This window comes from Actinomycetota bacterium (genome assembly GCA_040881665.1).
Lineage (GTDB): Bacteria > Actinomycetota > UBA4738 > UBA4738 > HRBIN12 > JBBDWR01.
In genome coordinates this window covers 600711-614017 of the sequence record JBBECT010000004.1, presented here as the reverse complement: position 1 = coordinate 614017, position 13307 = coordinate 600711, and the positions used below count along the sequence as shown (strand labels likewise).

The following is a 13307-nucleotide window of genomic DNA, read 5'->3' as shown; positions in this document are numbered from 1 at the left end:
CCGACCCACGGAGGGAACCGATGAGCCAGCGACCGAAGGTCCTCGTGACCCGACCGATCATGCCCGAACCCACGCGGCGCCTCGAGGAACGCTGCGATCTCACGGTCCACCACAACGAGTTCGGGATCCCGCGGGAGGAGCTGCTCGATGTGGTGAGCGGGTACGACGCCGTGATCACGATGCTCACCGAGAAGGTCGACGCCGAGTTCCTGAGGGCGGCGGGCTCGCGGCTGAAGATCGTGGCCAACCACGCGGTCGGGTTCGACAACATCGTGCTCGAGGACTGCACCGCTGCCGGCGTGATGGCGACGAACACGCCCGACGTCCTTACGGAGACGACCGCCGACACCGCGTTCGCTCTGCTGATGACAGCCGCGCGGCGTGTCGGCGAGGGCGAGCGGTTCCTGCGTGCCAGACCGCGGTGGATCTGGGGTCCGTTGATGATGCTCGGGCAGGACCTGCATCACAAGACGATCGGTATCGTCGGTTTCGGACGGATCGGCCAGGCGGTCGCACGGCGAGCGAACGGGTTCGGGATGCGCGTGCTGTACCACGACGCGATCGAGCTGCCGGCCGACGTCACGGAGCCTCTCGGAGCAGAGCGCCGCGACTTCGACGATCTGCTCGTAGAGTCCGACTTCATCTCGATCCATACGAACCTCACGCCGGAGACCCGACACCTGTTCGGTAAGCAGCAGTTCGGGCGGATGAAGGACACGGCGGTGCTCGTGAACACCTCGCGAGGTCCCGTCGTCGACGAGGCGGCGCTCGCCGAGGCGCTCGGCGCCGGCGAGATCTTCGCGGCCGGCCTGGACGTGTTCGAGAAGGAGCCGGAGGTGGAGCCGGCCCTGCTGGAGCTGGAGAACGCCGTCGTGATCCCCCACCTGGGCAGCGCGACCTTCGACACGCGCGACGCGATGGGAAATCTCGCAGTCGACAACGTGTTCGCGGCCTTCGACGGCACCCGGCCCCCGACCGTGCTCAATCCTCAGGTACTCGACGCCTGAGCTGAAAGGGCACGGCGGCGGAACCCTCCCGCCTCCGCTCAGCACAGGGGCCGAACGCGCCGATGACACTTGGAGGGGTTTCGCCTGCCCTTCGAAGGCACGGCTGCAGCACCCCCAAGCGACGAGGAGGATCGTGGCCGAACTCAGGCTCGTACGGGCGGAAGGGGACCCCTTCACGCGGGGCTCGATCGTGGGGTCGGAGCTGCGCGACCTTCTGAACACCTCGATCGACTTCTACCATCGGTACCTCCACAAGCGGGGGGTGTCCTCGTCGGAGTTGACCGAGCTGTTGACGCCGTACCTCTCCGCCGCCGAGACGACCTACCCCTCGTCGATGGAGGTTCTCAAGGGGATGTCCGCGGGAGCGATGGTGCCGGTCCTCGAACTGTTCGCGGTCAACGCGTTCGAGGAACTGGAACCGCTCCTGGAATCCCCCGAGGGTGAACTCCTGTTCCTCCAACGCAAGGAGGGCTACACCGCGCCGCCCTCGCTCCCGGCGACCGAGGGTGCGGCGGGACGGTCAGAGCACTGCTCGAGCTTCACCGTGTCGGTTCCCGGATCGACGATCGTCGCGCACAACGAACACTGGCTCGCGGGTGACCTCGACAACGTGGCCGTCGTCGTCGACGTTCCCGGCGACGACGTTCCGGTCATCTCGCCCACCGTCGTGTGCTGCCTCCCTGCGGTGGGAGCGAACGGGTACGGTGCAGCACAAGGGATCGGGTCGCTCACGGCGTCGGACGACGGCCCGGGGATCCCGCGGGTGATGGTCTCTCGTTCCACCCTGACAGCTCGCGATCGCGAGGACGCGATCGCGAAGGCCGGCGTTGCGGGGCGAGCAGGCGGCTATGGACACGTCCTTGGGTTCCGGGGCGGCGATGCCGTCACGATCGAAACGACCGCAACGCGCGAAGCGGTGATGACAGGACCCGGAGCGCACACGAACCACTACCGCGACCCCGGCCTGGCGGCGATCGCGCCGGCACCCTCCGAGGGGAGCGCGGCGCGCTTGGGGCGCATCGATGATCTGCTCGCTGAACGTCGCCCGACGACGGTTCAAGACGTGATGGGGATCCTCACCGACCATGGATCCGACCCCCAGGCGATCTGCCTGCACCCCGACCCCGACGAGGGCGAAGAGGCGTCCGCCGTGATGTTCTCGATGGTCGCCGAGCTCGAGAGCGGCCGGATGTGGGTTGCCCCAGGGAACCCGTGCGAAACCCCGTACCAAGAGATCGACCTCGCGGCCGTGCTCAACGACTAACCTCACGGGGTTTCCGACCGCACCCCCGCCTGCCCGGCGGTCGTTGCCGGGAAGGAGGGGTAGCGCGCGGCGGCCGGTTGCTGAATAATCCGGGTCCGATCGGGTCTGACGCCGGACGGATCGCCTGATTCGGCCGGCGAACCCGTCGAACGCACGGATCGATCCTCTCCCGGCCACGGGCTCCGGGGGGGAGGGGGGCCGGGTGAGGGACGTCCGGGTGTCTCGAGGGCGCGACCGCCCGGTCGGCGACCGAGAACACCGAGAACGAGGGGGAACGAGGGCTTGACGATGCAGGTCGCGGCGGACCGTTTCGGCGTTCCTCTGCCCGACGGGGGAACGATCGGGGTTCCCGCTCCCTCCGGGCCGTGGTTCAACCGATCGGACGTGCTCCGAGGGATCGAGTGGTGGGAGTCCAAGGGGTTCCGCGTCAAGCTCTCCGACCACTTCTGGGAGCGAGACGACTACGTGTCCGGTCCCGCGAATCACCGTGCCGACGATCTGACGGCGATGTTCGCGGACCCCGAGGTGGACCTCGTCCAGTGCTCGACGGGTGGTTACGGTGCCGCCCACCTGTTGCCCCACATCGACTTCGATGTGATCCGGGACAACCCGAAGCCGTTCGTCGGTTACTCCGACATCACCGCGCTCCATCTCGCGATCCGCGGAGAGAGCGGGCTCGCGACGTTCTATGGGTTGAACCTGCAGAGCATGGGCGACGCCGATCGCCCGGAGTGGGACCGCGAGTACCACGTGAAGTACTTCCAAGGCGACGGTTCCGGCGAGGTGCCCGCGGACCCCGATGACCCGTACCGTCGGACGATCGTCGGCGGGAAGGTCACCGCCCCCCTGGTGGGTGGGTGCCTCTGGCTGCTGCAGCACAGCCTCGGAACCCGCTGGGAGTTCTCCGCGGAAGGGTGCATCCTGTTCTTCGAGGACGTGGACTCACCCCCCTACATCGTCGACGGCATGCTCTGGCACCTCGGCCAGGCCGGGAAGCTCGAGGGGGTGGCCGGCGTCGTCGTCGGGGACATGGCCAGGTGCGATTGGAGCGAGCAGCGGCCGGAGGCTCCCCGGACCCGGAGCCTCGAAGACGTGCTGGAAGAACGCCTAGAACCCCTCGGGGTACCCGTGCTATACAAGCTCCCGCTCGGGCACGGGAAGCATCTCGCGACCCTCCCCCTCGGGGTGAAGGCGACGTTGGACGCCGATGCACGCAGCCTCGTGGTCGGCGAACCCGCGCTACGAGGCGCGACGTAGATAGGTACAGGGAACCACCCCCCTGGGAACGGGGGATCGGGCACGTCAGGGAACGAGGGCAGAGGAGGACACGCGATGCGTAAGAACATCCGTGCCGGCGCGACCCTCTTGGTCATGGCGATGACCGCGGCGATCATCACGGCCGCGGGCACCGCCCTGGCGCAGGAGGAGACCCCGGCAGACAGCGGCGAGAAGGTGACCTTCACCGTGGGCATGGTGAACGATGCCATCACCTTCAACCCCCTGAAGATGATCGAGACCCCCGAGTACGAGGCGGCGGGAGCGCAGTACAACCTGCTGCTCGGCTTCGACCAGAAGACGATGGACCCGATCCCGGAGGTGGCGGAGCTGCCTACGCGCAGCGAAGACGGCCTCACTTGGACCTTCGAGATCCGCCCGGGACAGACGTGGTCGGACGGCACTCCCGTCACCGCGCACGACGTGGCCTTCACCTACAACCTGATCCTCGACGAGGAGTTCGGCGCGTTCAGCGACTACCTGCCGTTCACCGACGAGATCGTTGCCGAGGACGACGACACGCTGATCTGGAAGACGACCGAGCCGACCGGCGCACCCCTGTACCCCCCTTACATCTTCATCCTCCCGGAGTCGCTGTTCAGTCAGTTCGCCGACAAGGAGGCGATCAACAAGTGGAAGGGGTTCGAGGATCCCTCCCCGATCACCTCGGGTCCGTTCCACATGACGGAGTGGGAACGCGGCGAGTTCTGGATCCTGGAGGCCAACCCCGACTATATCGACGGTGGTCCGATCATCGACGAGCTCCGGTTCCAGGTCTTCAAGAACGAGGAGTCGATGGTCGAGGCGTTGAAGGCCGGAGACATCGATTTCGCCGACTCGATCCCGGTGAACCTCGCACCGTCGCTGGCGAACGAGCCGAACATCACCCTGCATGAGGCGGGTCAGAGTTACTTCATCCAGATGTCGATGAACCAGTGCACCGACGAGGTGGAGTACTGCGCCGACAACCCGAGCACCGGGCACCCGGCGTTGCTCGACCAGGACGTGCGCGACGCGATCGCGCTGTCGATCGACAAGCAACAGCTCGTCGATCAGGTCCGGCGCGGCTACGGCGTGCCTGGCACCACCGTCACGCTGAGCACCAACAAGTGGCACTTCGAGCCGGAGAACCCCTACACCCAGGACCTCGAGGAGGCGAACCGGATCCTCGACGAGGCCGGGTACGAGGACACCGACGGTGACGGCGTTCGCGAGATGCCGGGCGGCGGCGAGCCGCTCAACATGCGGTTCATCGTGCGGACCGAGAACCCGGACACGATCAAGGCCGGTGAGTACATCACCGCATGGCTCGCGGAGATCGGGATCGGGACCGAGACCCAGCCGGTGACCGACACGAAGCTCACGGACATCTGGTACGCGAACGACTACGACATGTACATCTGGGGATGGGGTGTCGAACCCGACCCGGACTTCCAGCTCTCCACGTACACGGAGGGTCAGTGCGGTGTCTGGAGTGACACATGTTACTCGAACCCGGAGTACGACAAGCTCTACGACGAGCAGCGGAAGGCCGCGACGGTCGAAGAGCGCCGGGCGATCACCGACGAGATGCAGCAGATCCTCTACGACGACAAGCCGGAGATCGTCCTGTACTACGAGAGCACGCTCCAGGCGTACAACAACTCCTGGACCGGGTTCGTCGAGCAGCCCGAGCCGCAGGGGTACCTGGTGTTCCAGTACGGCACGTACTCGTACCGGAACGTCCACCCCGTGTCGGCATCGACGGCCGGCGGTGACGACGGTGGCGGCAATACGGGGCTGATCATCGGGATCATCGCCGCGGTGGTCGTCGTCGCGATCATCGTCGGGGTCACGATGAACCGTCGGCGCCGCGACGAGGACGAGGCCTGATCCGCTGAGGGTCGGGGCGAAGGAGAGGTAGGCAACAGGGGTGGGGACGCGCCGCTACGTCTTCAAGAAGGTGGGCCAGGCGCTCCTCACCCTCGTTGCCGTGACGATCTTCAACTTCTTCCTGTTCCGGGTCTGGTCACCGGGAGACCCGGTCAGCTTCCTGACCCGGGGGCAGGGCGCGCAGCTCAGCCTCGCCGAACGACAGGACATCATCCGCAACTACGGGCTCGACAAGTCCACGTGGGGGCAGTTCAGCGATTTCGCCGGGGATACGCTCCGGGGCGACCTCGGACTCTCGAGCTTCTACCAGGGCGAGCCCGTGCTCGACGTGTTCCTCCGGTTCCTGTGGCCGACCCTGCTGCTGGTGGGTGTCGCGACGATCGTGTCCACGGTGTTCGGGATCTGGATGGGGATCCGTTCGGGGTGGAACCGCGGAGGCGCGTTCGACCGGTTCTCGATGGGGAGTTCCCTGCTGCTGTACTCGATGCCCGAGTTCTGGCTCGGGATGCTGTTGCTGTTGCTGTTCTCCTCGACGCTCGGGTGGTTCCCGGTGTCGGGTCGGATCTCCTTGGACTCGTCGAGTCTCGGTACCTTCGGCTACATCGCCGACATGGCCCACCACCTGTTCCTGCCTGCCCTCACCCTGTCGCTCGCCTACCTCGGTGAGTACTACCTCGTGATGCGGTCATCCTTGATCGACGTCCTGGGCGAGGAGTACATCACGACCGCGCGGGCCAAGGGTGTCAAGGAGCGGATGGTGCTGCGGCGGCATGCCGTTCGCAACGCGCTGCTCCCGACGGTAACCCTCGTCGCATTGAGCCTGGGCTATGTCCTCGGGGGTGCGATCACGGTCGAGGTCGTCTTCGGTTACCAAGGGCTGGGGCTGCTCACCTACACCGCGATCCAAGCCAGCGACTACTGGCTCCTCCAGGGCATCTTCCTGTTCAGCACCGCTGCGATCATCCTGGCGAACCTCGCGAGCGACCTGCTGTATGCCTACCTCGATCCGCGCGTGCGGGAGGCCTGATGCAGACGCCCCCGCTCCACACCGACGTCGAGACACCCCTGACGGGGGATCCCCTCCCTCCTGCGTCGCTCGAACCCGGATCGCCGCGGAAGATCGCGTGGACCCGGCGTCGAGCCGCCGCCCTCCGGTTCTGGCACGCGTTCCGCAAGGACAAGCTGGGGATGCTCGGCCTGACCATCCTGGTTCTTTTCGTCGCGGTGGCGATCTTCGCATTGTTCGCCGACGAGACCGGAACCGAACGGATCAACGCGGAGGGGCCGATCGGCGCGCCGCCGAGCCTGGACTATCCGATGGGCACGGACGAGAGCGGGCGAAGCGTCCTCACCCTCGTGATCCACGGAACCCCGGTCTCCCTGCTCGTCGGGCTCTCCGCGACCGTCATCACGATGGTGATCGGCACCCTGGTGGGCATCGTGGCCGGCTACCGGGGCAGGGCGACCGATGTCGTGCTGATGCGTGTGACCGACTGGGGCCTCGCGATCCCCTGGCTCGTGCTCGCGGTCGTCCTCGCGTCGATCTTCGGCACCTCGCTGTTCGTGATCGTGCTCGTGATCGGGGTGACCACCTGGCCCAGCACGGCGCGCCTGGTGCGCGCGCAAGCGCTCTCGGTGCGGGAACGGAACTACGTCGAGCGGGCCCGGGCGCTCGGCGCCTCGAATTGGCACATCATCTCCCGTCACATCCTGCCGAACGTGATGCCGATCGTGATGGCCAACGCGGTGCTGATCGTCGCGATCGCGATCCTGTCCGAATCAGCGCTGTCGTTCCTCGGGCTCGGCGATCCGACCCGAGTGACGTGGGGACAGATCCTGGAGCAGGCCTCGAGTGGACAGGCTGCGACGGCGGGTTGGTGGTGGTGGCTCGCGTTCCCGGGGGCCTGCATCAGCGCCGTCGTGTTGGCGTTCACGCTGATCGGATTCGCGCTCGACGAGATCATCAACCCCAAACTTCGGAAGCGGTGAGCATGAGCATCCTGGACATCGAGGACCTGCACATCACCTACTCGACGGGCGGAGGCGGCGTGCCGGCCGTTCGCGGCGTCGACCTGTCGATCGAACGGGGAGAGGTGCTCGGCCTCGCCGGCGAATCCGGCTGCGGCAAGTCCACGATCGCCGCTTCGATCCTGCGCCTGCTCCCCAAGGACGCGAAAGTCGAGGGTTCGATCGTGCTCGACGGCGACGACGTGCTCGCGATGAAGCCGGGACGCCTGCGGGCCGTGCGGTGGACGGGTGCCTCGATCATCTTCCAGGGGGCCCTTCACGCGCTGAACCCCGTCCGACGGGTGGGCGAGCAGATCGCCGAAGCGATCACCGTGCACCAGCAGGCCGGGGAGAAGGAAGCGATGGTGCGGGTGGGTGCGCTCCTCGAACAGGTCGGGCTGCCGCCGCGGCGGATCCTCGACTATCCCCACGAGATGTCGGGCGGGCAGAAGCAGCGCGTGATGATCGCGATGGCCCTGGCATGCAATCCCAGTCTCATCATCGCCGACGAGCCGACCACGGCGCTCGACGTGATGGTCCAGGCGCAGGTGCTCCGGCTGTTGAAGGAACTGCAGCGGGACCTCGGCCTGGCGATGCTCTTCATCACCCATGACCTGTCGGTCCTCATCGAGGTCTCCGACCACCTCTCGGTCATGTACGCGGGTCGTATCGTCGAGCAAGGGCCCGCCAAGGACGTCTTCAAGACGCCGGCGCACCCGTACACCAAGGCCCTCGCGGCAGCGTTCCCAGAGATCGGCGATCAACGGTTCCGCGGGCGGCCGATGGGGCTCGGGGGAGACCCACCGGATCCGCAGAAGCTCCCGGAGGGCTGCACCTTCAACCCGCGGTGTCCGGAGGTCTTCGACGACTGCCACCGGATCGATCCGCAGCTCTACTCCGCCGGTACGAACCGCCGGGCGGCGTGCCTCCGGGTCGAGGGAGCACTCGCGACCGCCGGTGGATCTCCACCACCCGTCTCCTCGGACGCCGGTGATGCCCGATGAGCGACACACGGATCGCGTCCGGCGGTGGCACGGCGGTCCCCACGGATGCACTGATCTCCGTCCGCGACCTCAAGGTCAGCTTCTCGGGCCGGGTCGGGCTGCTCTCCGGTGTGCTGGGCCGCGGCGGCAGCGAAGCTCGAGCCGTCGACGGCGTCGACCTCGACATCCGCCGCGGCGAGATCCTCGCCCTCGCAGGCGAATCCGGCTGCGGCAAGACGACGCTCGCGCGCGCGATCATGGGGTTGATCAAACCGAACGCGGGAACGATCGGCTTCGAGGGCAAGCAGCTGGACATGGGAGGTCGCGGCTTGCGCGACTATCGGCGCCGCGTGCAGATGGTGTTTCAGGATCCCACCGGATCGCTGAACCCCCGCAAGACGATCTACGAGATCGTGGCCGAGGGACTCCGGATCCACAAGGTTCCCGGCAACGAAGAGGAACTCGTCGCGCGCGCTCTCTCGCGGGCGGGACTGCGCCCACCCGAGCGGTTCTACCTGCTCTACCCGCATGAGCTTTCCGGAGGGCAACGCCAGCGCGTCGTGATCGCCGGGGCGCTGGCGCTCGATCCCGAGGTGATCGTGGCCGATGAGCCGGTCTCGAACCTCGACGCCTCGGTCCGGGGCGAGATCCTGTCGCTGTTGCTGAAGCTGCGGGACGAGTTGCAGATCACGATCCTGATCGTCACCCACGACCTCGGCCTGGCATGGACGATCGCCGATCGCGTCGCGGTGATGTATCTCGGGCGGATCGTCGAGATAGGCCCCGCCGAAGACGTCCTCACCGCGCCGCTCCACCCGTACACGAAGGCGCTGCTTGCCGTCATCACCGACACGGGAGACGCGACCGAACGTCCCTACCTCACCGGCGAGCCGCCCGATCCGACACGGATCCCCGAGGGGTGCCGCTTCCATCCTCGCTGCCCGGCGGTCGTGAACGGTGACGCGGCGCGTGCGGGGGTCGAGGGAGCGTGCGGGGAACAGGATGTGTTCCCCAAGGAACTGCGCGAGCGGCACTTCACGGCCTGCCACCTGGCGTTCGTCACCGGTGGCGCCGGCGTGTCGGCATCGGTGCCGAACGGGGAGCCGGGAGCGACGTCCGAGCCGTTGATCGACGACGTCTGACCCGGCTCAGGCCGGGGCGCCGCCGTCACCCTTGAGCACGCCGAGGATCGCTTCCATCTCGTTCGCCGCGACCGGGGCATCGTCGCCCCGCCCCGCGCCACGAGCGGTCGCCAGCAGGGTGCGCAGGTTGCTCTCGGCCATCTCCGCTCGTGCCTCGAGCTCTCGAACGCGGGCGCCGAGCTCGACGGCCCGGCGTTCTGCATCGGCCTTGGCCTCACGGGCATCCCGCGCTTCCTCTCGCGTGGACTTCAGGTTCCCCCGTAGCTCGCCGACCTCGCGGCCGAGATCGATCACGCGATCGACGACCTCCCGGCCGAACTCCCCGTACGTGACGTCCTCCGACCGCGAACCGTTCGCCGCCGCACCGCCCTCGCCGGATCGCGTCTTCTTCTTCCGCGGGCGCCGAGGGCGGATGACCGACTCGGGCTCTCCGGGAGCAACCGGGCGCGGATCGAGGAGGCGGTAGCCGTCCCCAGGGATCTGCTCGATCCGCTTGCGCGAGACGAGGGCGCGAACGGCGCGAGCAGCGACGAGGGGCGGGCCGAACCCGAGCTCCTTGCCGACCTCGGCAGGGGTCACCGGGGAGATCTCTCCGGGTTCCGTCCTCGATGCCACGACCGACAGGAACGCGTTCGCACGGTCCAGGCTCTCCTGATTCATGGCTCCATCGTTGCAGACCTCCCAGCGTCGCCGCCACCCCCGCCCGTTGCGTCCGAAGGCGCCGCCGAAGGGCCCGATCCGGACTTGACCGGAAGCAGCGAGAGGGGCGATAATGGTGATTGGAGCCGTTGGGGCCTTCGGGTTCCGGCGGCTCCACTCATGTGCCCCGCGGCGGATCCCGACCCACGACCATCCCAGGAGGACGACCGAGGCGTGCCGGAGGACCACGGGTTCTCCCGCCCCGGTACCGGCGCCGCTCCCCGACCTCCGGACGGTGCGCCACCCCTGGCCCGACCGCTCGAGGGTGTCCGGATAGCCGACTTCACGCGGATCCTCGCCGGTCCGCTCGCGACGATGGTGCTCGCGGATCTCGGCGCGGACGTGATCAAGGTCGAACGCCCGGATGGCGGGGACGACACCCGATCTTGGGGACCACCGTTCGTCGGCGACGACGCCGCGTATTTCCTCTCGCTCAACCGCAACAAGCGATCGATCGCGGTCGACCTCACGACCGACGAAGGGCGGCGCACCGCGGAACGACTGATCGCCGGCGCCGATGTCGTCGTCGAGAACTTCCGCCCCGGTCTGATGTCGCGCTGGGGCCTGGGATACGACGACCTCCGGGCGCGGTTCCCGCGACTCGTATACTGCTCGCTGCTCGCGTTCGGCGAGCATGACGACGACACGCGCCCCGGCTACGACATCATCGTGCAAGCCGTCTCGGGCTTGATGAGCGTCACGGGCGAGCGCGGTGGCGAACCGGTGAAGGTCGGTGTCGCCCTCCTCGACGTCGTGGCCGGCCTCTACGCCGCGAACGGGATCCAATCCGCGCTGCGGGGCCGCGACGTGTCCGGCCGGGGGCAACGACTGACCGTGTCGCTGTTCGAGGCGAGCGTCGCTGCGATGGTCAATCAGGCGGCGAACCATCTGCTCGGGGGGGTGGTTCCCCGGGCGATGGGAACCGAGCACCCGAACATCGTTCCCTACCAGGTGTTCCCCGCTGCCGACCGACCGTTCGTGCTCGCCGCCGGCAACGACAGGTTGTTCGAGCGCACGTGCGATGCGATGAGCCGATCGGAGCTGGCGCGTGACGAGCGGTTCGCGACGAACGAAGCACGTGTGCGCAACCGCGAGGCGCTCGTCTCGATCCTGCGCGACGCCTTCGCGACCCGGACGGCGACGGCGTGGCTCGAAGAGCTGACTTCGCGAGGGGTTCCCTGTTCCCCGGTCCTCGCGCTCGATGAGGTGTTCGCGACGCCCGAAGGCGCGGCGACGATCGAGCAGATCGACGATCCCGTACGCGGGATGCTCCGATCGGTAGGCGAGCCGATCCACCTGCAGGGAACCGCGCCGGTCGCCCCTCGCCCGCCGCCGCTGCTCGGCGAGCACACGGACGAGGTACTGGCCGAGCTCGACCGACTCGACGACCGACCGTGAGCCCGCCCGAGACGAGCGCCGCGGATAGGTGGGCGCGTTCGCTCGCCTCCCTCTCGATCCCGGAGCCGATCCTCGCGGCGGCGCCCGAGTCTCCGTACGGATTCCCACGCGAGCTGTTCGTTCATCGGGCGGAGGCCGCGCGAAAGATGGGGCCGAGCTCCTCGGATCTCCGGGCCCTGGAGGCGCTCCCTGCCGGAGGAACGGCACTCGATGTGGGGTGCGGAGGAGGTGCGAGCTCCCTCGCACTCGCCGGGCGTGCCTCGCATCTCACCGGCGTCGATCCGTCGTGGGACCTGCTGCGCGCCTTCGCCGAGGCGTGCGAGCTCGCGGGGGTGGGGGCGACCACGATCGAGGGTCGCTGGCCGGACGTCGCCGGACGGGCGCCGGAGTGCGACGTCGCCGTGTGCCACCACGTCCTCTACAACGTTCCCGACATCGCGCCGTTCGTCGAGGCCCTCGCGACACACACCCGACATCGGATCGTCGTCGAGATCACCGAGGTCCACCCCCTCGCGTGGACGCGGGACCTGTGGAGCACCTTCCACGACGTCGAGATGCCCGGTGGACCCACCGCGGACGACCTGGCCGACGTGTTGTTCGAGCTCGGGATCCACCCGCGCCGCGAGGATCACGAGCGTCGCGCACATGGCGGGTTCGTCGAGCGCGCGGCCGCCGTCGCCTGGATCCGGCGGCGTCTGTGCCTGCCCGCGGATCGTGACGACGAGCTCGCTGCGGCGCTCGGGAACCGGCTCGCGCTCCACGATGGCCTGTGGTCGGCAGGTCCCGCGGTGCCGTCGTCGTTCGTCACCCTCTGGTGGGACACCGGCAACTGACGCTCGGGTGATCCGGCGCCGGTCGGCCGCTCAGCACCGTTGGGCGCAGCCGAACTCGACGCGGGTTCGTGATCGGGCGCTGGCGACACCCTCCGCGGTCGGCACGTCGAGCGTGAACGTCGTCGAGCCCGAGCCCCCTGGGGCTCGCGCGTCGATCTGCACTCCCGGGTCGGCGATCGTCGGTCCGAACCCCCCGTGGTCGACGAGTCCACGTCCCGCCGCACGGAACCGTTCCCACGCCATCGACACTCGCTCGCCTCGCACCGTGCCCTCGATCTCGAACGTGTAGCTGCGCACCTGCGGCTGTCGCAGCGGGAACGGACAGTCGGGATCGCCACCCAGCACCGCCTCGCCGCGGCCGGTCAGCGTTCCTTCGGTCGTGACCTCGAACGCCAATGCACCCGCCCAGCTCGTCCGGCAGACACCCTCCCGATAGGCCTGCGATGTGCGGCTGTCGAATCGTCCGGTCCACGCCGCGGCCGGCCCCTCGGGTCCTCCGGTGGGCGACGCACTCGCCCCGGGATCCACGACGACGTCGGCGCCCCCGTCGACCTGCGGCGGGAACAGCTCGGTGCGGGAGGCGATCAACGCGCCGACCCCGAAGGCGCCGAGCATCAGGACCACGACGACGGTGGGCCACAGCCAGCGATGCCGCGTGTGGTCCTGCATGACGGACGACCCTACCGTTCGCGAGCCGTGCCAGGCCCTTTCGCGGACTCGAACACCCACGGATCGCGAGGGATTGCTCTCGCAAGCATCTCGGTGTTAGGGTGCGCCCTTGCCCGCCCCGATGACGGGAGCGAACGATCCCCCAGCCCTCGCGAAAC

General features: G+C 68.1%; 12 protein-coding genes. 10 read left to right on the top strand and 2 right to left on the bottom strand.

Annotated features, from left to right (window positions below; all coding sequences use genetic code 11):
* Nucleotides 1-20: 20 nt before the first annotated feature.
* From WEF05_03950 to WEF05_03915, 8 genes are all read left to right on the top strand, one after another.
* Nucleotides 21-1007 carry a D-glycerate dehydrogenase gene (locus tag WEF05_03950; GenBank protein ID MEX1101049.1) on the top strand — a complete coding sequence of 329 codons (987 nt, stop codon included), beginning with the start codon at nucleotides 21-23 and terminating at the stop codon, nucleotides 1005-1007.
* 133 nt (nucleotides 1008-1140) lie between these two features.
* A complete protein-coding gene (locus tag WEF05_03945) occupies nucleotides 1141-2271 on the top strand; it encodes a C45 family peptidase (protein ID MEX1101048.1) in 1131 nt (376 codons plus the stop codon).
* A gap of 288 nt (nucleotides 2272-2559) precedes the next feature.
* Nucleotides 2560-3528: an LD-carboxypeptidase gene (locus tag WEF05_03940; protein ID MEX1101047.1), complete on the top strand. Its 969-nt coding sequence runs from the start codon at nucleotides 2560-2562 to the stop codon at nucleotides 3526-3528.
* 75 nt (nucleotides 3529-3603) lie between these two features.
* Entirely contained in the window at nucleotides 3604-5418 is a 1815-nt protein-coding gene (locus WEF05_03935; GenBank protein MEX1101046.1) for an ABC transporter substrate-binding protein, read from the top strand.
* 40 nt (nucleotides 5419-5458) lie between these two features.
* On the top strand, nucleotides 5459-6445 hold the full coding sequence (locus tag WEF05_03930; protein MEX1101045.1) for an ABC transporter permease: 987 nt from the start codon (nucleotides 5459-5461) through the stop codon (nucleotides 6443-6445).
* Entirely contained in the window at nucleotides 6445-7407 is a 963-nt protein-coding gene (locus WEF05_03925) for an ABC transporter permease (protein ID MEX1101044.1), read from the top strand. Before WEF05_03930 ends, WEF05_03925 begins: the two co-directional genes overlap by 1 nt.
* Before the next feature lie 2 nt (nucleotides 7408-7409).
* A complete protein-coding gene (locus WEF05_03920; GenBank protein MEX1101043.1) occupies nucleotides 7410-8429 on the top strand; it encodes an ABC transporter ATP-binding protein in 1020 nt (339 codons plus the stop codon).
* A complete protein-coding gene (locus WEF05_03915) occupies nucleotides 8426-9550 on the top strand; it encodes an ABC transporter ATP-binding protein (protein MEX1101042.1) in 1125 nt (374 codons plus the stop codon). Before WEF05_03920 ends, WEF05_03915 begins: the two co-directional genes overlap by 4 nt.
* 6 nt (nucleotides 9551-9556) lie before the next feature.
* Here the strand turns inward: WEF05_03915 and WEF05_03910 are convergent, their stop codons facing one another.
* Nucleotides 9557-10210 carry a hypothetical protein gene (locus WEF05_03910; GenBank protein MEX1101041.1) on the bottom strand — a complete coding sequence of 218 codons (654 nt, stop codon included), beginning with the start codon at nucleotides 10208-10210 and terminating at the stop codon, nucleotides 9557-9559.
* Nucleotides 10211-10423: 213 nt separating this feature from the next.
* On the opposite strand from WEF05_03910, the gene WEF05_03905 reads away from it, so the two are divergent.
* Both WEF05_03905 and WEF05_03900 read left to right on the top strand, forming a co-directional pair.
* Complete coding sequence (locus tag WEF05_03905) at nucleotides 10424-11647, top strand: CoA transferase (protein ID MEX1101040.1); 1224 nt, start codon at nucleotides 10424-10426, stop codon at nucleotides 11645-11647.
* Nucleotides 11644-12480 carry a class I SAM-dependent methyltransferase gene (locus tag WEF05_03900; GenBank protein MEX1101039.1) on the top strand — a complete coding sequence of 279 codons (837 nt, stop codon included), beginning with the start codon at nucleotides 11644-11646 and terminating at the stop codon, nucleotides 12478-12480. The genes WEF05_03905 and WEF05_03900 overlap by 4 nt, the downstream gene beginning before the upstream one ends.
* Before the next feature lie 30 nt (nucleotides 12481-12510).
* Here WEF05_03900 and WEF05_03895 read toward each other — a convergent pair whose 3' ends face one another.
* A complete protein-coding gene (locus WEF05_03895) occupies nucleotides 12511-13149 on the bottom strand; it encodes a hypothetical protein (GenBank protein ID MEX1101038.1) in 639 nt (212 codons plus the stop codon).
* Nucleotides 13150-13307: the final 158 nt, after the last annotated feature.

What these genes read in the sequence shown, in the direction of transcription:
- WEF05_03950 (MEX1101049.1), top strand. Translation starts at nt 21, where the DNA reads ATGAGCCAGCGACCGAAGGTCCTCGTGACCCGACCGATCATGCCCGAA.
- WEF05_03940 (MEX1101047.1), top strand. Translation starts at nt 2,560, where the DNA reads ATGCAGGTCGCGGCGGACCGTTTCGGCGTTCCTCTGCCCGACGGGGGA.
- WEF05_03935 (MEX1101046.1), top strand. Translation starts at nt 3,604, where the DNA reads ATGCGTAAGAACATCCGTGCCGGCGCGACCCTCTTGGTCATGGCGATG.
- WEF05_03925 (MEX1101044.1), top strand. Translation starts at nt 6,445, where the DNA reads ATGCAGACGCCCCCGCTCCACACCGACGTCGAGACACCCCTGACGGGG.
- WEF05_03920 (MEX1101043.1), top strand. Translation starts at nt 7,410, where the DNA reads ATGAGCATCCTGGACATCGAGGACCTGCACATCACCTACTCGACGGGC.
- WEF05_03915 (MEX1101042.1), top strand. Translation starts at nt 8,426, where the DNA reads ATGAGCGACACACGGATCGCGTCCGGCGGTGGCACGGCGGTCCCCACG.
- WEF05_03910 (MEX1101041.1), bottom strand. Translation starts at nt 10,210, where the DNA reads ATGAATCAGGAGAGCCTGGACCGTGCGAACGCGTTCCTGTCGGTCGTG.
- WEF05_03895 (MEX1101038.1), bottom strand. Translation starts at nt 13,149, where the DNA reads ATGCAGGACCACACGCGGCATCGCTGGCTGTGGCCCACCGTCGTCGTG.